Origin of the sequence: Pseudidiomarina tainanensis (assembly GCF_900115255.1) — a bacterium.
GTDB classification, from domain to species: Bacteria; Pseudomonadota; Gammaproteobacteria; order Enterobacterales; family Alteromonadaceae; genus Pseudidiomarina; species Pseudidiomarina tainanensis.
Genome location: NZ_FOYU01000001.1, coordinates 384,248 through 403,250, shown reverse-complemented (window position 1 = coordinate 403,250; position 19,003 = coordinate 384,248). Strand labels below are relative to the sequence as shown.

Genomic DNA, 19,003 nt, shown 5'->3' with positions numbered 1-19,003 from the left:
TCTCCTTCCCTTACGCGAATGGTAACATACGCTGAACTAAGCCAACATCAGACTCGTGCACCATGCTCTTAGCACGTAGGTGACGCTTCCGCTTTGAGCTCTTTTTGGTCAGGATGTGACGCAAATGAGACTGTTTACATTTAAAGCCGCCTGAAGCGGTTTTCTTAAAGCGCTTAGATGCGCCTTTCTTGGATTTCATTTTCGGCATGAAAATTACTCCGCATTGTTAATTAAAAGTGTAACAGGGTGAGTTTGGTGTTGTTGCCAACAACCGCCCTACTTGTGAACCACAGTTACTTCTTAGCAGGGGCCAGAACCATAATCATCTGGCGACCCTCAGCACGTCTTGGGAACGATTCGCAAGTTGAGATTTCGGCTAGGTCATTCTTAATGCGCTCTAGCAGTTCGACACCCAACTCTTGATGTGCCATTTCCCGGCCACGGAAACGGATAGTGACTTTCGTTTTGTCACCTCCCTCCAGAAAGCGAGTCAGGTTGCGCAGTTTTACCTGATAATCGCCCTCGTCAGTTCCAGGACGGAATTTAACTTCCTTCACCTGAATCTGTTTCTGGTTTTTCTTCTGCTCTTTCGCGTTCTTAGCTTTCTCGTAGAGGAACTTACCATAATCCATCAGACGACAAACCGGTGGCTCCGCATTTGGGCTAATTTCCACCAGATCAACACCAGCCTCTTCGGCTGCAGTAAGAGCTTCTTGAATACCTACGACACCAATCTGTTCACCTTCAACACCAATGAGTCGCACTTCATTGACGCGAATTTCTTCGTTGATCCGATTTTTGTCACCAGCTTTCTGAGTTCTTTTTCCGCCTTTAATGGGTCATTCCTCCAGTCAATTAACTAATTTTGCGGCTGTTTACTTCGTCGCTGAGCTCAGTGATAAATTGCTGTAGCCCTTTAACACCATGGTCTTCACCACGACGAGTACGCACCGCAACCGCCTGGTTTTCGACTTCTTTATCGCCGACAACCAATAAGTATGGAACACGTTTAAGAGTGTGCTCGCGGATTTTAAAGCCTATTTTCTCATTTCTCAAGTCAGCAATGGCTCTAAATCCAAGTTTATTCAATTCTTTTACGGTTTGAATGGCATAATCGCGCTGATTATCGGTAATATTCATCACCACAACCTGCGTTGGTGCCAACCAAGTCGGGAAATATCCCGCATATTCTTCAATGATGATACCCATGAAGCGCTCAAGCGAGCCCAAAATGGCACGGTGGATCATCACCGGTGTATGACGCTCGTTATCTTCGCCCACATAAGTGGCACCTAAACGGCCCGGTAACGCGAAATCGAGCTGTACCGTACCGCACTGCCATGCACGACCTAAACAGTCATGCAAGGTAAATTCAATTTTCGGACCATAAAATGCGCCCTCACCCGGCAGATACTCAAATTCAATGCCGTTACTCTTAAGGGCATCGGCTAACGCTTGCTCTGCGTGATCCCAAGTCGCGTCATCACCTAAACGCTTCTCTGGGCGAGTCGATAGCTTCACCACGATGTTATCGAAACCGAATGTTTTGTAGGTTTCGTACACCATCTTGATACAACCACTGACTTCTTCTTGCACCTGTGCATCCGTACAGAAGATATGCGCATCGTCTTGGGTAAAGCCGCGTACACGCATCAATCCATGTAACGCACCAGATGGTTCATTACGGTGACACGAACCAAATTCGGCCATACGCAATGGCAAATCACGATACGATTTCAATCCTTGATTGAAAATCTGCACATGACCTGGGCAGTTCATCGGTTTAATCGCATACTCTCGGTTTTCCGATGCGGTGGTAAACATAAGGTCTGAGAATTTCTCCCAGTGACCCGAACGTTCCCACAACACGCGATCCATCATTAATGGACCTTTTACTTCCTGATACTGATACTCACGTAACTTTTCACGAATAAAACGCTCAAGCTCTAAGAACACAGTCCAACCATTGTTGTGCCAGAACACCATGCCTGGTGCTTCTTCTTGCCAATGGAATAAGTCTTGGGTTTTACCAATTTTTCGGTGGTCGCGTTTTTCTGCTTCTTCCAGCCGTTGCAAATACGCTTTCAGTTGCTTCTTATCAGCCCATGCGGTGCCATAAATGCGCTGCAACATTTTATTGTCAGACTTACCACGCCAATAAGCACCAGCCACTTTCATAATTTTGAAATGTTGGCAGAAACGCATGTTGGGTACGTGTGGCCCACGGCACATATCCACGTATTCTTCGTGATGATACAAACCCGGACGATCGTCACGGCTAATATCATCGTCTAGAATCTCGATCTTGTAAGGTTCGTGACGACCAACAAAAGTTTCCCGAGCTTCAGCCCAGCTCACTTTCTTCTTCACCACGTCGTATTCAGTTTTTGCCAGTTCAAGCATACGCTTTTCAAGCGCTTGCAAATCGTCTGCAGTTAACGTGTGCTCCATATCAACGTCATAGTAAAAACCGTTATCGATAACCGGACCAATCGCCATTTTTACATCAGGGAACATTTGCTTTAACGCATGGCCAAGCAAGTGCGCACAACTATGGCGAATAATATGCAGACCATCATCATCTTTCGGCGTGATGATCTGAACGGTTGCGTCATCGGTAATGAGGTCACAAGCATCGGCTAATTCGCCGTTAATGCGCCCAGCCACGGTCGCTTTGGCTAAACCAGGACCGATATCTTGAGCTACGTCGAGAATAGAAACAGGCTTGTCGAATGAACGTTTACTTCCGTCGGGGAGCGTTACTACAGGCATTATTTTCTGTCCTTTCTTACAGTGGTGGCACCTACCAAGTGTCACTTGTTATTTTTAAAGGCCACACTATAGCGTATGATGCCCGCCATGGAAACCCTAACCGCCACAATCATTGGTCCTCTGGCCGCATTAACCGCTGCGCTTTTTTGGGCGTTAGCAACTCTTTTATATAGCCAAGCGGGTAGTTATTTGTCTGCCGCCCAGCTTAATTTGGTGAAAGGCATCGTCGCTTGCCCATTATTGGTACTCGCTGGTTGGTTTACTGGTCAGTTATTGGCGATTGAGGGAAATCTCGCAACCTACCTATTGCTCGCCAGTGGCGTTATCGGGATAACTCTGGGTGATACCCTATACTTCGCTGCTTTACGCCGTTTAGGCCCGTGGCACACCATGCTACTTGAATACCTAGCACCACCGTTTGCGGCATTACTAGCGTGGATGCTGTTGGCACAAGGCATGCGCTGGTTTGAAGTGATGGCTGCGCTAGTGATTATTGGCGGAATTTTCGTGGTCATCAGTGAAAAACCGAAAAGTGCCGAGCGCGTGCAAATTAACCTCAGCGGCATCGCAGCCGGTATTGGTGCTGCGCTTTGTCAAGCTTTAGGCCTTGTGATGTCATTTCACGCACTGCAAGAGTTCGAAATGAGCCCTCTCAATGCCGCGCTGCTGCGTTTACTTGCGGGCACTTTCGCACTGACCATAGCCTTGCTGCTTTTAAAACCGAGTTTGATTCAGTCCACCCGTTCGGCGCTGCGCCATACATCTATTCCGTGGCTGCTGGTAGCCATTGTCATGGGTACCTTTTTGGCCATTTGGCTGCAGCAAACCGCAATTGCCTATATCAACCCCGGGCTTGCGCAAACCTTGCTTGCTACCGCCCCGTTATGGCTGATCCCCATTCAGTGGTTGCGTGGCCAACCATTATCCGCACGAAGCATTGTCGGTGCACTCATTGCCGTCAGTGGTATCGCACTGTTATTTGGAATTCAATAAGTTAGGTTTTTAGTACGCACAATTGCGTTAATTTCGGGTGAACTTTCAAGCAAATCTTTCATTCTAAGCCATACTGAAAGGTAGTTATTGAATAGCACTTGGAGGTAAACATGAACGCCGACAAACTTTATGACGCCGGCCTACGCTGCCCCTACTGCGGGCACCACGTTCACGTCAGTATTGACGCCTCAGCAGGCGATCAAGATTACCAAGATGAATGCCGCGCCTGCGGCGCCGACATTCATTTACTGGTCAAACTCGATGAGGTTAACGATAAGATTTTTGTTCGCGTTGCGAGTGACGACGAGAATTTTTATTAGTTGGCTGAGTAATTGCGTTGCGCCAACACCCGTTCAACCGTTTCGACAATGGTCATGGTTTGCTGATCGAATTCTAGATTAACGCGGTTAGCCTGTTCCAAATTCGTTAAACGCAAGGTTTCTGGAATTAAATGTAAGCTAAAACGGTTACTTTCGACCTGCCCAATCGTCAAACTGGCACCGTTAACGCTAATAAAGCCTTTGGCAAGCACATACGGTTTAAACTGTTCAGGAAACTCAATCCACAAAGCCAAATTATCAGAGCTTTGCTCTCGCTTTACCACGCTACCGGTACAGTGAATATGACCCGAAACGTAATGCCCGCCCATTTCGTCGCCCACTTTCAGTGAACGTTCAAAATTGACGGTATCACCAACAGTTAATCCACCTAGGTTGGTTAGCCGTAGGGTTTCATCAATAATATCGAAATTTACTGAGGTTTCAGTAAATGCGACGACCGTTAAGCAACAACCATTAATCGCGATACTCGCGCCAAGCGCTACGTTGTGCAAATGCTCAGGTGAAACTTCAACGATCAACTGCCGAAAGTTGTCACGATCGTGCAACTGGGCAACGGTCGCTTGAGTTTGTACAATTCCAGTGAACATGATGTCTCTTAAAAGGCTGAGGAATGGCACAGATTGTAACGCTAAAACAATTGATTGGCTACGCTATAGCAATGGCTATTGCGACAGTGGTTACCTTTGCGTTGCCGGCTTGCAGTCCAGCGCCAACCGGTCTGACACAATTACATGACTACCAACAGCGTATCGCCAACACCTTGTCACGAGAGCCGATAGCCTATACGCCAAAGTTCCCTCCACAAATTCCAGCATCTCGCGACTTGCGTTTGAGCATTCCACGATTGCAAATATCCTTACTCGACTCGATACGTCTCGACGCTTGCCCTGCCGGAGCCCTGATTGCCGAACGTAACAGTGCACTAGGACGCCTGCGTGAGGGTGTACTGCGCTACTATCACGACCGCCAGTTATTGATGGCACTAAAAGACTGCGCAAGCCAGCTTGAACACATTGAACCAGAGCTATCCGAACGAGTTCGCGAGCAGGCAAATGCAAAACAAGCCGTCATGCCGCTGTTAAGAATGCAAGCGATTATCGCCGATGATAGTATTCGCGCATCGCTACGCCCTGCTGATCGCGCGTTACCGGTTGTGGACGGCGCACAACTCGCTCCGGTACTGCAAGCGTTCAATGTGGTTCTTACTGCAATCAACAACAACGCTGAGCTACCCTCGCAGAAGCAACTTGAACAAGCACTCGAAATCGTCGATAAAAGTCCATATATCGGTCAATTGTGGCGCAGTTTAAATGATCATCGTTTTTATTTATTGCAGTTACAGCCATTGGTCAGCATGCTGAGTGCCGATGCGGGTTGTTTAAGCAAAGGGGTGCCTGAGCGTGCCCGTATTTTAAGACAGATATTTATTGCTCGTTTTAGCGGTCCAGTGCAGCAACACATTAGTGGCTTAACGCGACAGGCTCAACAAATTGAAGCATTTATTCCGTCTTTACGCGCAACACCAGAGATAATTGTCGAGCAGCCAAACTTAAAAGCTTGGAACGATTACTTGCGACATATTGCCGCGCTAGATGATCAACTGATTGCAGAAACACGTAACCACGTTGAGTATTGGCAGCAATTTTTTGCCGATTGTGAATTTTCTCCGGGAGCTTAAATGCTCTTACCAGAGTTGGCTAACTCAACAAAAAATGATACTTTTTTGATAATTATTCTCATTAAAGATGTAAAAAACTCTCGCTTGTAAGGAGCACGCATGAAACTTCTACCAATCGCTAGCGCTGTCGCGCTGTCTCTGGCTGTTTTGACCTCGCCAGTAATCGCGCATGACCATGGTAAAAAAGACCATAAACACGATGAGCAAGAGCGACCAGATCATTACAAAGGCAAACCATCTGAAAACTTAACTCAAGCTTTAAACAATCTACGTGAATACAATAAGTTACTAAATACTGAATTAAGTGGTGAATTAACCCCACAAAAAATGGCAGAAATTCATCAGCTTACATACACGCTTGAGCGTGCGCTTGAGCGATTAGATGACGAAATCGATGAAATGAAAGATGTACTGGAAGAAGTACATCTCGGTTCGGAACGCATGGAACTTGACCGTGTGAAGAAAAACGGGGCGAGATACCTCGAATCTTCTAACAAACTTGTTGAAGCTGGCCGAGCGTATAAATAATGAGTTTTGCGAGTACCGATAGTTATATTGTCGCCGATGATCTTGGCCTAGCAGTCAACGCAGCCGTAACCCTTGAAAAGCCTTTATTACTAAAGGGCGAGCCCGGTACAGGTAAAACCCGGTTAGCGGAAGAACTTGCCGCTAGCTTAGGCGTGCCGCTGATTCGTTGGCAAATCAAGTCGACGACTAAAGCACAACAAGGTCTTTACGAGTATGACGCGGTGTCACGCTTGCGTGACAGTCAGCTTGGTAGTGACAAAGTGCATGATATTGCCAACTACATCAAACCTGGCAAATTGTGGCAAGCTTTCACTGCACCTGAGCGCCCCGTTCTGCTCATTGATGAGATAGATAAGGCTGACATCGAATTTCCAAATGATTTGCTCCACGAGCTTGATCAGATGGAATTTCACGTTTACGAAACCGGCGAGCAAGTGCGCGCCGAACATCGTCCGATTGTTATCATTACTTCGAATAATGAGAAAGAATTGCCTGACGCGTTTCTACGCCGCTGTTTCTTTCATTACATCAAATTCCCAGATGCGCATATCTTGGCGAAAATTGTCCAAGTACACTACCCTGATATTCGTAAAGACTTACTCAGTTCAGCCCTCGAGGTATTCTTTGATTTACGGCAAGTACCGAGTTTGAAAAAGAAACCATCAACATCAGAATTAATTGATTGGTTGAAGCTATTATTGGCTGAAGATATTAAGCCTGCGGAGCTTACTAAGAGCAATGGTCTTATGCCTATGTTTGGCGCCCTATTGAAAAACGAACAAGACGTGCAACTAGTTGAAAAATTAGCGTTTATGGCACGTCGTCAATCGTCTTAACTGCATGCTTATTGAGTTTTTCCTTTGCCTGCGCAAGCACGGCCTCAAAACCAGCCTCACCGAGCTGTTAGATTTGCTCGGTGCGCTGGAGCGCGGCGTGGTATTTGGCAATGTTGATGACTTCTATACCCTCGCCCGCTTGGTGTTGGTGAAAGACGAAAGCCAATATGACCGTTTTGACCGTGCGTTTGCCGAGTACTTCGAAGGCGTTGAACAAGTAGACCTCGCGTCAGCAATTCCTGCGGATTGGCTTGAACGCAGCTTGCAACGGCAGCTCAGCGACGAAGATAAAGCCAAACTGCAATCACTTGGCGGCCTTGATGAGTTGCTAAAGACTTTTCGCGAGCGCTTAGCAGAACAACAAAAGCGTCACGCTGGCGGCAACAAGTGGATTGGTACCGGCGGCACCTCACCGTTTGGCGCTTATGGTTACCACCCCGAAGGAATTCGAATTGGCCAAGACGGCAGCAACGCACGACGTGCAGCAAAGGTTTGGGATAAACGCGAGTTTCGTGATCTTGATGGCGACGCAGAGCTTGCCAACCGTAACCTGCAACTGGCACTGCGTAAATTGCGCAAATTTGCGCGCACCGGCGCCGCTGACGAACTCGATTTAAACGCGACTATTCGTGCCACCTCGCAAAAAGGCGGTCTGCTTGACCTACAATGGCAGCCAGAGCGGCATAACGCCGTGAAAGTCTTGCTGCTATTTGATGTTGGCGGCTCAATGGATGACTATATTTACGAGTGCGAACAGCTATTTTCTGCTGCTCGCAACGAATTTAAGCACCTTGAGTTTTTCTATTTTCACAATTGCGTATACGAGCATGTCTGGAAGGACAACAATCGGCGCTATGACGAGAAATTGCCGCTATTAGAGCTGATTAATCGCTATGGGCGTGATTACAAACTGATATTTGTTGGCGATGCCACTATGGGACCGTATGAAATAGCCTACCCTGGCGGCAGCGTCGAGCACTGGAATGAAGAGTCAGGTGCGGTGTGGATGCAACGTCTATTAAATCATTTCACCGATGCGGTGTGGTTAAATCCGCAGCCAACCAGCCACTGGCGTTATTATCAATCGATTGATCTCATACAGCAGTTGATGAGCCAACGCATGTACCCGCTGACTCTAGACGGCATTAGCGCTGCCATTACGACGCTGTTGAAAAAATCTGTCGCAGCTGCGGCGCCTTCACCATCAAGCTCTTAAGCGAATACTGGCTTAGATAGTCATAAAACAACTCTTTCCCACGTGCGACAATGCCTTTCAGCTCGCACGCTGGTAGCGCCACGCAGTATGGATTTTCACACTCAATCCACTTTTCATCACCCTCGAGTTGGCGAATCACAAACGCCAGCGAGATATCCTCCGGCTTCTTCGCCAATAAAAACCCACCGTTTTTGCCACGGCGTGTTTCTATCAACTCCAATCGTCCCAAATGATGCACTACTTTATTGACATGATTGGCTGACAGACTAAAGGTTTCGCAAATTTCACGAATTGTGGCCAGCTTCGGTTCAGTGCAGTTTTTATCTGCTTCAAAGCTCGCCAAATACATCAAAATGCGCAAGCCATAGTCTGTATATTTTTTTAGCTGCATAGATTGTCCAAAAAGGTACATTTTCGAGGCATTATAGTATAGCAAACCTTGATCTCCATCAAACATGCATTCATAATACATTTTATATAAACATGCATTGGAGATGTATTTTATGAGTCAGCAAAATTCCGGTCATAAATTACTCAAGGGCGCTAACTTAGCTATGGTGATTTTCTTAGTCTTATTCTTAGTTGTCGCCTATTTAGCATGGGGGTTAGAGGCAGAATTTCCATTGATGGTGATTGCCGTACTGCACTTCTTACAAATACTGCTGGCAGGTTTATTCAAACTGTCTTACGTGGTGCGATTAATAGCGCAGCACCATTTAGGACAACCGCTGCGCTAACCGTTGTTCTAGTAGCCTTCCATTGTGGCGAGACCAATGCCGCCCACTAATGCAACTAAGGTGAACATAATTAAAGCGACCACCATCCATATCAACATTGCGCGAGCCCAATTACGTTTGCTTAGCGGTGTTGAATGACTGAATGCCCAAACGATCAACAAAATTAGCCCAACAAGTGGTATTCCCGCTAAAAAAATAGAAAGAAACCAATTGCCAGTACTTGTGTGTTCGTTATTGATATACGGTGCCGTTGCAGTGTTAGCAGATGACATGTTGGATTGTTCCATGGATTTATCCTTGTTTTTTTATTATGTTTTTTGTGCGATGTCGCAATTTTCATTGCGAACTTAAGCATAAGTGACCTAGTTAAATTTGCAAATAAGTCAATATTGGACAATTGGTTTGACCAAACGCAAAGAATTTTTTCGTTAGGTTTATATACTGACACTCACATTCATTTCAGTTGTGGAGGTGATCATGGCGGCCGCTTTAACCTGTCATCATGATATTCTCGCTGCGCTTCATGCGCCTGAGCAATTTAGTAATCAAGTTTCCTCACATTTAAACGTGCCGAATGGCATGGACGGTGACGAACATCAAGCCTATCGAGCGCTCATTGAGCCATTCTTCAGCGACGTTGTACTCACACAGTTTCAACCTAAATTACAGGTCGTGATTGACAAACTGCTAGACAATCTCGATGCCCTTGAGGATGTGGAAGTTATGGCAACGCTTGCTCATCCATTTGCATTACGTGCCCAGTGTGCGTTTATGGGGTGGCCCGTCGCGCTAGAGCAACGGTTAATTGACTGGATGGCTGCACAGAACTCAGCAACGTTGGCGCAAGACCGCCCTGCTCTACGAGCCTTAGCTGAAGACTTTAGCGATATTGTCATTGCGCAATTCGACCATGCTCGGCGTGGTGAGGGTGACCTCGACTCGGTTACAGCTCAGTTAACACAATTGAGTTTGCGTGGTGAGCCTTTACCTGATGAATACTTAGTTAGTATTGTGCGCAATTGGACCGTTGGCGAGCTTGGCACTATTGCAGCAGCCGTTGGCTCCATTGTTGGTTTTCTGGCGCAGAATCCTGTCGTGCAAAAACAATTGCGCGAGGCACCGATGCATATTGATCACGCCATTGATGAAATACTTCGTATTGATGCGCCGTTATTGACCAATCGCCGCCGGACTACTTGTCCCATGCAGCTGGGCAATGAGTCTTATGATGTTGAGACAATAGTAACCATCGATTGGCGTGCCGCCAACACCGATTCTGCGGTCTTTGCCGAACCGCAGCAATTTAAATGGGATCGCGATCCACATTTGAATTTACTCTACGGCGCCGGAGTCCATGTTTGTCCCGGTAGACCACTCGCCCAACTTGAACTTGGGTTACTCACACGCTGTTTGCTGAATAAGTTCAGTACAATTCAACTCGGTGATAACGCTTTCGAACGTGCGTTACCGCCCCGAGGTGGCTATCAAACGATTTGGGCAAAATTTAATCATTGATCTAAAAACTGAATCATGATTCACTTCTTGGTATGTTGTTCTAAATACCAAGAAGCCTATGGCCTATCGAGAAACATTGCGAGTGCGAGAACGCAAGCTAGCCACTCGCAAAAACATTTTAACCAATGCACTGATTTTGCTTAACGAAGTCGGTTTTGCTGGTTTGCAAATGGCGACCCTTGCCCAACGTTCTACCATAGCGACCGGAACACTGTATCGCTATTTCCCATCCAAAGAAGATTTGTGTACAGCCGTTTTTGAACACGCAACTGAAATAGAAGTCGCGCAAGTGCAGCAACACCTAGAAACAGCCGAACTCAGTGCTGCTGAACGTATTGCCGCCGCTTTAACGGCGTTTGCTAAACGTGCTTTACGCGCCCCAATTACCGCATGGGCGTTGATTGCAGAGCCCGTAGAACCAGCCGTTGTTGCGGCTCGCTTACGCTACCGCGAACGGTATGCTGGTTTGTTCGCACAAGCCATTGAGCAAGGCATTCGTGAAAATACGTTGCCGCCACAAGACAGTGCGCTAAGTAGTCGCGCATTAGTTGGAGCGATTGCCGAAGCATTAGTTGGACCGCTTGCCCACAAAACCGAATTTGACCCAAACCAAGCAATTACCGATAGCGTGCGCTTTTGTTTACAAGCGATTACTGCGAAAAATTACCCTCATGTATAACCAGGGACAACCATGATGAATACCACCGACCGTTTTCTTTCTCAAACTCATACCGTTGAAAATCAACCACCAGCCCTTGAGGACTACAATCTTTTTGCTGAAGATCAAGCCTTACAGGAAGCGGTCAAGCGTGAAGGCGCTGCTTGGTCTGAACAAAACTTGCTGCGTTTCGGTGCGGAGTGTGGATTGCCCGAGCGCATTGCCTTAGGTTTTGCCGCAAATGCCAATAAACCCCAGTTACTGACACACGACCGTTTTGGCCATCGAATCGATCAAATTGACTTCCATCCGAGTTACCACCAACTGATGGATATCGCAATTAGCGAAGGTCTGCACGCCAGCCCATGGGCCAATCCAAAGCCCGGAGCGCACGTAGCCCGCGCCGCAAAATATTATTTGCATACACAAGTTGAAGCCGCACATGGATGTCCGATAACAATGACCTTTGCTGCCATACCTGCCCTGCACCACCAACCCGACCTACTGGCAAAATTCGGGCCCAAAATTATGGCGCCAGAATATGACGGACGTAATGTTCCAGACACCATGAAACATGGCATGACAATTGGTATGGCAATGACCGAAAAGCAAGGCGGATCAGACGTCAGAACCAACACCACCAAAGCCTATGCAATTGGCGCAGAAGGCCCGGGGAAAGCCTATGAATTAGTTGGCCATAAATGGTTTATATCTGCGCCCATGTGCGATGCGTTTTTGGTGCTTGCGCAAACTGAGAAAGGCCTATCTTGTTTTCTATTGCCGCGCTGGCGACCAGACGGTACTAAGAATGCACTGCATATTCAGCAACTGAAGAACAAAATGGGGAACGTCGCGAACGCCTCGAGTGAATGCGAATTACGCGGTGCCCTCGCTTGGATGGTTGGTGAGGAAGGCCGCGGCGTGCGTACCATCATCGAGATGGTTGCCATGACCCGCTACGATTGCATGATAGGCTCATCATCTGGTATGCGCCAAGCGACCGTTCAAGCAATTCATCACGCGCAACATCGCAGCGCTTTTGGCGCCACGCTCGTTGATCAGCCGTTGATGCAAAATGTTTTGGCTGACCTAGCATTGGAAAGCGAGGCTGCCATGACGTTAACCCTACGTATGGCTCGGGCAATGGACCAACAAGACAACGAACACGAACGCTTGTTAGCGCGAATTGCGACACCCATCGGCAAATATTGGATCTGCAAACGGACACCCAATCATGCCTATGAAGCGATGGAAGTTATTGGTGGTATGGGCGTTATGGAAAATACGATCATGCCACGGCTATTTCGCGAATCACCGGTTAATGCGATTTGGGAAGGTAGCGGTAACGTTCAATGTCTTGATATCTTGCGCGCAATTCAGAAAGAACCGGAAGTACTCGAAGCCTATTTCAATGAGCTTCAACGCGCTGTTGGCACTGACAAACGCTTCGATTTCTTTGTCTCTAAATTAAAAGCGGACTTTAGCTCCACGCCAAAAGAACAGTGGCAATATCAAGCCCGATATTTTGCTGATCATATGGCACTAGCGTTGCAAGGCGCGCTATTACTCCAGCATGCACCGGCATATATCGCCGATGCTTTCTGCGCCTCTCGCTTAAGCCCACGCACGAGCGCCAACTACGGCTGCCTGCCAACTGCTCTCGACGTACGGGCGATCATCCAGCGAGCGCTATAGACACAAAGCGTCGTGAGTATTTTAGTCTAAAGAACAACAAGGAACAAAAAATGATTATTCCAGCATACGTTGCTCGCAATGCGCGCAAATATCCAAGCCAAGAGGCTGTCATTGACGGCAACTTGCGCGTCTCTTGGCAACAGCTCGACCAACACGTCAATCTATTTGCCGGAATTCTCGCACAACAGCATGATATAAAAGCTGGCGACCGAGTCTGCCTTGTGCTCCCAAACAATTATGCATTTATCGTTGCGCATTTCGCGATTCAACGCCTCGGCGCTATCGTCGCACCGATTAACGTCAAACTCACCGCCAGCGAACTGGCTTATATTTTTGAAGACGCCGAAGCCAAACTGGTGATTACCTGTGACATGACGAGTAGCCAAGCGCTAAAAGCCTGTGCGGAAATCAAACTGACGTATTTAGTGGTGAACGATATGCCGGTTTTTACCGACGCCAATCGTCATGTGTCAGAATTCGAGAGGTTGCCCGAACAGGCTATCTATGAACCAGCGACCCTACTGTATACGTCCGGCACCACCGGCCGTCCGAAAGGCGTGCTATTTGATCATAAAGCCCTACTGTTCGTTGGCATGATGTTTGCCACCGAAATGCATTATGGTCCGCAAAGTCGTTTATTATCGCTGATGCCATTTACGCACTCAGCACCTTTGAATTTATCCCTCATTGGCGGCACTTTGGTCGGTAGCACACACGTTATTGCGCCAACCTTTACACCCGACTTACTCCTTAACCTTGTGCAAAAAGAACAAACCACGCATTTCTTTGGCGCACCAGTTGCCTACTTGCTTACCGCACAGCACCCTAATATCGCACAAGCTGACTTCAGTAGCATGACTCATTGGATATATGGTGGCGGTCCACTCGCCGGCGACCACGCTCGCCGCGTTCAACAAGCTTTCAGGAGCGACCAGTTTTATTGCGTATACGGCCTGACCGAAGCCGGGCCAACCGGTAGCTTATTATTACCCGAAGAGCACGCTACAAAAGCGGGATCAGTCGGTCAACGTGCGGCCGCATTCACTGAGATCCGCGTGGTAAACATTGATGGCAAACTCGCCGAAGTGAATGAACCGGGCGAAATTCACATTGGCGGTGAAGGTGTGATGCGCGAATACTGGCGTAATCCAAAAGCAACCGCTGAAATTTTTACCGAAGATGGTTGGATCCGCACCGGCGATATTGGCGTGCGCGACGCCGATGGCTTTTATTGGGTGAAAGACCGCATTAAAGATTTGATTATTAGTGGTGGTGTAAACGTCTACCCGCGCGAAGTTGAAGATGCTTTAGCGAGCCACCCAGCCGTGCTTGAAGCTGCGGTTATTGGTGTGCCTCATGAGGAATGGGGTGAGACTGTTAAGGCCTGTGTGGTATTGCGCGAACCGATAGAAGAAAGCGAACTACGTGGTCATGTAGCTGAACGCCTAGCTGATTACAAACGCCCGCGCGTCTATGCTTTCATGGACGAGCTTCCGCACAATGCTAATGGTAAAGTTCTTAAACACCAATTACGGTAGTTATCGTGATACTGAGTGGAACTTGGTTGAAAGTTATGCAATTGAACCACGGCGGTGCAAAAACCACTTGCACCGCCGTTAGGGAATGACTAATATAGCGCCCGTTCATGTTCATGAGCGTCAGCAATACAATGTGCGTCCGTAGCTCAGTTGGTTAGAGCACTACCTTGACATGGTAGGGGTCGGTAGTTCGAGTCTACTCGGACGCACCATCTTTCTAAAGTTCCAAACCCTTTGAATTTATTGACTTGCAGCCGTATTAGTTGGCTTGATGCTTTGTGCGTTTTTGTGACCATTTTGGAGCTTGTGACCAAATGGTGACCAAACGGTGACCATGGTCGATTTTTAATATAAAAGCATTAAGTGTAGAACCTGAGTTCTGAAACACATCGTTTAGATGGTAACAAGTGAATAATTATTCAAAGCTACCTAGTTTGAATGATTTACTTATTCTTTTGAATCAGATCTTGAGCTCTCTGAGTCATCACGGGCTTGATTGTCTTCGGAGTCATTGTTCTGTCGAGCCTTTGCATTACGCAACATCCCGTTGCCGGCCTTATTTATTTCTGCCGCAAATTTTTGTGCTTGACCGACCAAGCCACTTTGAGATTCGCGAAATGCCCTCATTGAAGGGTTACTCTCTAAACTAGCCATCTGTGCCGCTGTCTTTAAAATATCACTGTTCCAATATTTTTGAGCCTCTAGCATGCTTTGAAAACTAGGGTTAGCCTCGAGGGCTGCTAACTGGTTAGCGACAGAACCAGCTATTCCCGTACCATATAATTGGAAGTAATCTCGCAGTCTATCGGAAAGAATAAGTTGCTGCTCTTCTAAATTAATTTCATCTATTTCTTCACGTGAAAGCTCGATATCTAGATCAATACCGTTAACCTCAGCAAAATCTCGAATACCACCTAATGTTTCATCAAATACGAAAATCTGCGGCGAATTTGGTAACGCTTTGATTTCTTGCATTAGAAAAGCATTTAGAAACAAGGATTTTTCATGTTTTGTAGCAAAATCACTATCACTGGTTATCAGCCATAGTTTGGTTTTGCCACGCAATAGCACCTGTGGCAGAACGGAAAACCTGGGCACGCGAGTTGCAGGTGCAGTATAACGCGAGCGTTGTAAAGTGCTGTGATGTAGTTGGCATTAGCCGTACCGCTTACTATTACGAGCCAAAATTGACCGATGATGACGAAATCATTGATGCCTTGAATGCTTTAATCGACAAGCACCATCGGTGGGGGGTTCCCGAAGTGCTTTCAACGCCTTCGAAAGCTAGGCCATCGATGGAACCACAAGCGTGTTTATCGCGTTTATACTGAGCTAAAACTGAACCTGCGACGCAAAGGCAAAAAGCGATTACCCAACCGCAACCCAGAGCCATTGGCTGCACCGAATGCATTGGGTAAGTCCTGGTCAATGGACTTTATGAGTGACAGCTTGCACAACAAAGTCAGGTTTCGCACATTTAATGTCATTGATGACTTTAATCGCGAAGTTTTAGGTATCGATATTGCGACCAGCATGCCGTCGTTGCGCGTCATACGCTATCTTGACCAACTTGCTGAGTGGCATGGTTACCCTGAGAAAATTCGGGTTGATAATGGCAGCGAATTTACCTCGGAAGTGTTTGTAAATTGGGCAAAAGCACATGACATTATGATTGATTACATTAAACCTGGTTGCCCATATCAAAACGCCTACATTGAACGATTTAACCGAACTTATCGTGATGATGTACTCGATTGCTACATCTTCAACAACCTGAACGAAGTGAAGCAAATAACCGAAGATTGGATTGAGCTATACAACAACGAACGACCGCACGATTCACTCAATGACATGACGCCATTTGAGTACCGAAATGCGGCATAAATACTCTACGAGATGACTGTGTTAGAAATGGGGTATTTACATTTCTTCCACTATCCTCACACTCATTGTCATCCCGGTATTCTATACGCTGGTGAAACAGCATCGATTAAGGCCTCGTTAATCAACGGATGGTGGATGAGGGGGCACAAGCTGCTGAAACATCTGTTCTTCAGCAGCTTGTGTTATCAGAGCATCATTCCGTGGGTTATCGCCCCATTCAATCGCGTGAGCCACGAAGCCGGAGAGCGTTGAAAACCACCGATGCCGAGCTGAGACTCATTGCGAGTGCGGCGAACATGGGTGAGAGCAGAATACCCGTGAGGGGATACAACACACCGGCTGCGATCGGGACGCCAAGCGCATTGTAGATAAACGCGAAACCCAGATTTTGCTTCATATTAGCGACGGTACTATCGGAAAGGTGCCGTGCGGTGGAGATTCCACGCAAGTCGCCTTTGACCAGGGTTACCTGAGCGCTGTTCATGGCAACGTCTGTACCCGTCCCCATGGCGATACCTACGTTAGCCTTTGCGAGAGCCGGGGCATCGTTAATCCCGTCCCCAGCCATAGCTACAATACAACCTTCAGCTTGAAGCTGTGTGACGAGGTCAAGCTTGTCAGCAGGTTTGACTTCGCCGTGCACTTCGTCGATTCCCAATTCCTTGGCAACAGCGTTAGCCGTTGCAATACCATCGCCGGTTGCCATGATGATACGAATCCCCGCTTGCTGGAGATCTCGCACTGCTTCCAGCGTGCTCTGTTTGATCGGGTCGGAGACAGCCAACAGGCCTGCAAGTTGGCCATCCGAGGCGAGATACATGACACTCGCACCTTTTTCGCGCAATGAGTCGGCGATGTTTGTCAGGTGGGTAACATCAATCCCGTCTTGCTGCATCAGAGCTGTATTGCCCAGGACCAGCGACTTACTATCGACTTGGCCACGAACGCCGATGCCGCTACCTGATTCAAAATCGTCGACTGCACTGAGTGTGAGGCCGCGCTCGCGCGCCGCGTTCACAATAGCGTCGGCAAGTGGATGTTCACTGCCTTGATCGAGGCTCGCTGCAAGACGTAGTACTTCATCGGCAGTTATGTCACCTGCCGGAATTGCTTGTTCAAAAGCCGGACGTCCTTCAGTCAATGTGCCGGTTTTATCAACAATCAGAGTATCGACTTTGCGGAAGTTCTCAATCGCGGCGGCATCGCGAAACAGCACGCCTTGCGTAGCGGCTTTGCCGGTTGCCACCATGATGGACATGGGTGTGGCCAGCCCCAACGCACACGGGCAAGCGATAATCAGCACCGCAACAGCATTTATCAAACCGTACACCCAGCTCGGTTGCGGACCGAAGAATCCCCAAACGAACAGAGTTGTTATGGCGATGACCACTACAGCCATAACGAAGTAACCGGCAACCAAGTCAGCCATGCGCTGCATGGGAGCGCGCGAACGCTGCGCCTGCGCTACGAGCTGCACAATCTGAGAGAGCACTGTGGCAGAACCCACTTTCTCTGCCCGAATCACAAGAGCGCCTGAAGTATTCATCGTCGCGCCAATCACCTTGTCTCCGGGCCGCTTGCTTACGGGGAGTGGCTCTCCGGTCAACATCGACTCATCCAATGAGCTATTACCTTCCTCTACCGTGCCGTCAACCGGGACTTTTTCACCAGGGCGAACGCGCAAGCGATCACCTTCATGTACGTGATTCAAAGGCACATCTTCCTCAGTGCCATCCTTGTTGATCCGCCGTGCTGTCTTAGGCGCCAGACCGAGCAAGGACTTGATGGCAGCTGATGTTTTCGAGCGTGCCCTCAACTCAAGCATCTGACCCAACAATGTCAGCGAAATAATGACAACTGCTGCTTCAAAATAGACTGAAACGCGGCCCATCGACATGAAAGTTTCAGGGAATATGCCCGGTGCTATCGTCGCGATAGTGCTATAGATAAACGCCGCTCCAGTACCAAGGCCTATCAGCGTCCACATGTTCGGGCTGCGGTTCACTACTGATTGCCAGCCCCGTACAAAAAATGGCTGCCCTGCCCACAACACTACCGGTATTGAAAGAACGAGTTCGATCCATGTTTGCACGCTCATGCTGAACCAGCCAAGCTGCGGGCCGAACATAGCAAGTATTGTCACGATGACAGTAAACGGCAGCGTCCACCAGAACCTGCGTGAAAAATCTTTCAACTCTGGATTGTTATCATCATCCAGACTGGGCATCAATGGCTCAAGAGCCATGCCACACTTTGGACAGGTTCCCGGGTGATCTTGCAGGATCTCCGGATGCATAGGGCAAGTGTACGTCGTGCCGGGCTCATGCGGCGTTGTATGTTCCTCCGACTTGGTGGGATCGAGGTACTTTTCCGGGTCATCACGGAATCTACCCAAACACTTGGTGCTGCAAAAATAGAAAGACTTACCCTCATGCTCCATGTGATGGGATGAATTCTCTGTAACTCGCATGCCGCACACGGGATCTGAGAGCGGCGCATCTGTGTGCGACGGATCCACGTGGTGTGGATGTTCTGATTGATTCTGCCTCATAACAACTAATCCTCTCGAGGTATGTGCCAAATTCCGTATATGCGTGCGTATAGCCTCATGA

At 48.0% G+C, this 19,003-nt stretch carries 21 protein-coding genes and 1 tRNA gene; 14 read left to right on the top strand and 8 right to left on the bottom strand.

Annotated elements, in window-relative coordinates; translation table 11 throughout:
* Window positions 1-10: 10 nt before the first annotated feature.
* From rpmI to thrS, 3 genes are all read right to left on the bottom strand, one after another.
* Window positions 11-208 carry a 50S ribosomal protein L35 gene (gene rpmI, locus BM292_RS01935; protein ID WP_034729724.1) on the bottom strand — a complete coding sequence of 66 codons (198 nt, stop codon included), beginning with the start codon at window positions 206-208 and terminating at the stop codon, window positions 11-13.
* A gap of 85 nt (window positions 209-293) precedes the next feature.
* Entirely contained in the window at window positions 294-836 is a 543-nt protein-coding gene (gene infC, locus BM292_RS01930; RefSeq protein ID WP_092854733.1) for a translation initiation factor IF-3, read from the bottom strand.
* Window positions 837-855: 19 nt separating this feature from the next.
* Entirely contained in the window at window positions 856-2,772 is a 1,917-nt protein-coding gene (gene thrS / locus BM292_RS01925; RefSeq protein WP_092854731.1) for a threonine--tRNA ligase, read from the bottom strand.
* Between the two features lie 87 nt (window positions 2,773-2,859).
* Between thrS and BM292_RS01920 the strand changes: the two genes are divergently transcribed.
* Together BM292_RS01920 and BM292_RS01915 are read left to right on the top strand one after the other, a co-directional pair.
* Entirely contained in the window at window positions 2,860-3,765 is a 906-nt protein-coding gene (locus BM292_RS01920; protein ID WP_092856848.1) for a DMT family transporter, read from the top strand.
* A gap of 110 nt (window positions 3,766-3,875) precedes the next feature.
* On the top strand, window positions 3,876-4,085 hold the full coding sequence (locus tag BM292_RS01915) for a CPXCG motif-containing cysteine-rich protein (protein WP_092854729.1): 210 nt from the start codon (window positions 3,876-3,878) through the stop codon (window positions 4,083-4,085).
* Here the strand turns inward: BM292_RS01915 and BM292_RS01910 are convergent.
* Window positions 4,082-4,693 (bottom strand): riboflavin synthase subunit alpha, encoded by a 612-nt coding sequence (locus tag BM292_RS01910; protein WP_092854727.1) that lies wholly within the window; start codon window positions 4,691-4,693, stop codon window positions 4,082-4,084. The genes BM292_RS01915 and BM292_RS01910 overlap by 4 nt on opposite strands.
* 23 nt (window positions 4,694-4,716) lie before the next feature.
* Between BM292_RS01910 and BM292_RS01905 the strand changes: the two genes are divergently transcribed.
* From BM292_RS01905 to BM292_RS01890, 4 genes are all read left to right on the top strand, one after another.
* On the top strand, window positions 4,717-5,784 hold the full coding sequence (locus BM292_RS01905) for a DUF3080 family protein (RefSeq protein ID WP_092854725.1): 1,068 nt from the start codon (window positions 4,717-4,719) through the stop codon (window positions 5,782-5,784).
* 99 nt (window positions 5,785-5,883) lie between these two features.
* Window positions 5,884-6,312: a DUF6746 family protein gene (locus BM292_RS01900; protein ID WP_245751792.1), complete on the top strand. Its 429-nt coding sequence runs from the start codon at window positions 5,884-5,886 to the stop codon at window positions 6,310-6,312.
* Window positions 6,312-7,148 (top strand): AAA family ATPase, encoded by an 837-nt coding sequence (locus BM292_RS01895; RefSeq protein WP_092854723.1) that lies wholly within the window; start codon window positions 6,312-6,314, stop codon window positions 7,146-7,148. Before BM292_RS01900 ends, BM292_RS01895 begins: the two co-directional genes overlap by 1 nt.
* A 4-nt stretch (window positions 7,149-7,152) precedes the next feature.
* Window positions 7,153-8,364 (top strand): vWA domain-containing protein, encoded by a 1,212-nt coding sequence (locus BM292_RS01890; protein ID WP_092854721.1) that lies wholly within the window; start codon window positions 7,153-7,155, stop codon window positions 8,362-8,364.
* Here BM292_RS01890 and BM292_RS01885 read toward each other — a convergent pair.
* Window positions 8,306-8,755 carry an RrF2 family transcriptional regulator gene (locus BM292_RS01885; RefSeq protein ID WP_092854719.1) on the bottom strand — a complete coding sequence of 150 codons (450 nt, stop codon included), beginning with the start codon at window positions 8,753-8,755 and terminating at the stop codon, window positions 8,306-8,308. The two genes, BM292_RS01890 and BM292_RS01885, sit on opposite strands and share 59 nt — an antisense overlap.
* 112 nt (window positions 8,756-8,867) lie before the next feature.
* Here BM292_RS01885 and BM292_RS01880 point away from each other — a divergent pair, with 112 nt between their 5' ends.
* Window positions 8,868-9,101, top strand: a complete 234-nt coding sequence (locus BM292_RS01880; RefSeq protein WP_092854717.1) for a hypothetical protein — start codon at window positions 8,868-8,870, stop codon at window positions 9,099-9,101.
* An 8-nt stretch (window positions 9,102-9,109) separates the two neighbouring features.
* On the opposite strand, the gene BM292_RS01875 is transcribed toward BM292_RS01880, so the two are convergent.
* Window positions 9,110-9,388, bottom strand: a complete 279-nt coding sequence (locus BM292_RS01875; RefSeq protein ID WP_199286243.1) for a hypothetical protein — start codon at window positions 9,386-9,388, stop codon at window positions 9,110-9,112.
* Window positions 9,389-9,578: 190 nt separating this feature from the next.
* Here BM292_RS01875 and BM292_RS01870 point away from each other — a divergent pair, with 190 nt between their 5' ends.
* The 5 genes from BM292_RS01870 (at window position 9,579) to BM292_RS01850 (ending at window position 14,719) form a co-directional block, all read left to right on the top strand.
* The gene (locus BM292_RS01870) at window positions 9,579-10,616 is read left to right on the top strand and encodes a cytochrome P450 (RefSeq protein WP_092854715.1); all 1,038 of its coding nucleotides are present in this window, start codon (window positions 9,579-9,581) and stop codon (window positions 10,614-10,616) included.
* Window positions 10,617-10,674: 58 nt separating this feature from the next.
* Window positions 10,675-11,295 carry a TetR/AcrR family transcriptional regulator gene (locus BM292_RS01865; RefSeq protein WP_092854713.1) on the top strand — a complete coding sequence of 207 codons (621 nt, stop codon included), beginning with the start codon at window positions 10,675-10,677 and terminating at the stop codon, window positions 11,293-11,295.
* Between the two features lie 12 nt (window positions 11,296-11,307).
* Entirely contained in the window at window positions 11,308-12,969 is a 1,662-nt protein-coding gene (locus BM292_RS01860) for an isovaleryl-CoA dehydrogenase (RefSeq protein WP_092854711.1), read from the top strand.
* Window positions 12,970-13,019: 50 nt separating this feature from the next.
* The gene (locus tag BM292_RS01855) at window positions 13,020-14,507 is read left to right on the top strand and encodes a class I adenylate-forming enzyme family protein (RefSeq protein ID WP_092854709.1); all 1,488 of its coding nucleotides are present in this window, start codon (window positions 13,020-13,022) and stop codon (window positions 14,505-14,507) included.
* 135 nt (window positions 14,508-14,642) lie between these two features.
* Window positions 14,643-14,719, top strand: a tRNA-Val gene (locus BM292_RS01850).
* 235 nt (window positions 14,720-14,954) lie between these two features.
* Here the strand turns inward: BM292_RS01850 and BM292_RS01845 are convergent.
* Window positions 14,955-15,572, bottom strand: coding sequence for a hypothetical protein (locus BM292_RS01845; protein WP_130202992.1), 618 nt, complete (start codon window positions 15,570-15,572; stop codon window positions 14,955-14,957).
* 8 nt (window positions 15,573-15,580) lie between these two features.
* Here BM292_RS01845 and BM292_RS01840 point away from each other — a divergent pair, with 8 nt between their 5' ends.
* A complete protein-coding gene (locus tag BM292_RS01840) occupies window positions 15,581-15,838 on the top strand; it encodes a hypothetical protein (RefSeq protein ID WP_092854705.1) in 258 nt (85 codons plus the stop codon).
* Complete coding sequence (locus BM292_RS01835; protein WP_130202993.1) at window positions 15,750-16,391, top strand: IS3 family transposase; 642 nt, start codon at window positions 15,750-15,752, stop codon at window positions 16,389-16,391. Before BM292_RS01840 ends, BM292_RS01835 begins: the two co-directional genes overlap by 89 nt.
* 217 nt (window positions 16,392-16,608) lie before the next feature.
* On the opposite strand, the gene BM292_RS01830 is transcribed toward BM292_RS01835, so the two are convergent.
* Entirely contained in the window at window positions 16,609-18,942 is a 2,334-nt protein-coding gene (locus tag BM292_RS01830; protein ID WP_072243341.1) for a heavy metal translocating P-type ATPase, read from the bottom strand.
* Window positions 18,943-19,003: the final 61 nt, after the last annotated feature.

Bases quoted from the DNA above. Each gene is read 5' to 3' on its own strand.
- BM292_RS01870 (WP_092854715.1), top strand. From the start codon at position 9,579: ATGGCGGCCGCTTTAACCTGTCATCATGATATTCTCGCTGCGCTTCAT.
- BM292_RS01860 (WP_092854711.1), top strand. From the start codon at position 11,308: ATGATGAATACCACCGACCGTTTTCTTTCTCAAACTCATACCGTTGAA.
- BM292_RS01915 (WP_092854729.1), top strand. From the start codon at position 3,876: ATGAACGCCGACAAACTTTATGACGCCGGCCTACGCTGCCCCTACTGC.
- BM292_RS01880 (WP_092854717.1), top strand. From the start codon at position 8,868: ATGAGTCAGCAAAATTCCGGTCATAAATTACTCAAGGGCGCTAACTTA.
- BM292_RS01910 (WP_092854727.1), bottom strand. From the start codon at position 4,693: ATGTTCACTGGAATTGTACAAACTCAAGCGACCGTTGCCCAGTTGCAC.
- BM292_RS01885 (WP_092854719.1), bottom strand. From the start codon at position 8,755: ATGCAGCTAAAAAAATATACAGACTATGGCTTGCGCATTTTGATGTAT.
- thrS (WP_092854731.1), bottom strand. From the start codon at position 2,772: ATGCCTGTAGTAACGCTCCCCGACGGAAGTAAACGTTCATTCGACAAG.
- BM292_RS01875 (WP_199286243.1), bottom strand. From the start codon at position 9,388: ATGGAACAATCCAACATGTCATCTGCTAACACTGCAACGGCACCGTAT.
- BM292_RS01830 (WP_072243341.1), bottom strand. From the start codon at position 18,942: ATGAGGCAGAATCAATCAGAACATCCACACCACGTGGATCCGTCGCAC.
- BM292_RS01890 (WP_092854721.1), top strand. From the start codon at position 7,153: ATGCTTATTGAGTTTTTCCTTTGCCTGCGCAAGCACGGCCTCAAAACC.
- BM292_RS01865 (WP_092854713.1), top strand. From the start codon at position 10,675: ATGGCCTATCGAGAAACATTGCGAGTGCGAGAACGCAAGCTAGCCACT.
- BM292_RS01920 (WP_092856848.1), top strand. From the start codon at position 2,860: ATGGAAACCCTAACCGCCACAATCATTGGTCCTCTGGCCGCATTAACC.
- BM292_RS01905 (WP_092854725.1), top strand. From the start codon at position 4,717: ATGGCACAGATTGTAACGCTAAAACAATTGATTGGCTACGCTATAGCA.
- BM292_RS01855 (WP_092854709.1), top strand. From the start codon at position 13,020: ATGATTATTCCAGCATACGTTGCTCGCAATGCGCGCAAATATCCAAGC.
- rpmI (WP_034729724.1), bottom strand. From the start codon at position 208: ATGCCGAAAATGAAATCCAAGAAAGGCGCATCTAAGCGCTTTAAGAAA.
- BM292_RS01900 (WP_245751792.1), top strand. From the start codon at position 5,884: ATGAAACTTCTACCAATCGCTAGCGCTGTCGCGCTGTCTCTGGCTGTT.
- BM292_RS01895 (WP_092854723.1), top strand. From the start codon at position 6,312: ATGAGTTTTGCGAGTACCGATAGTTATATTGTCGCCGATGATCTTGGC.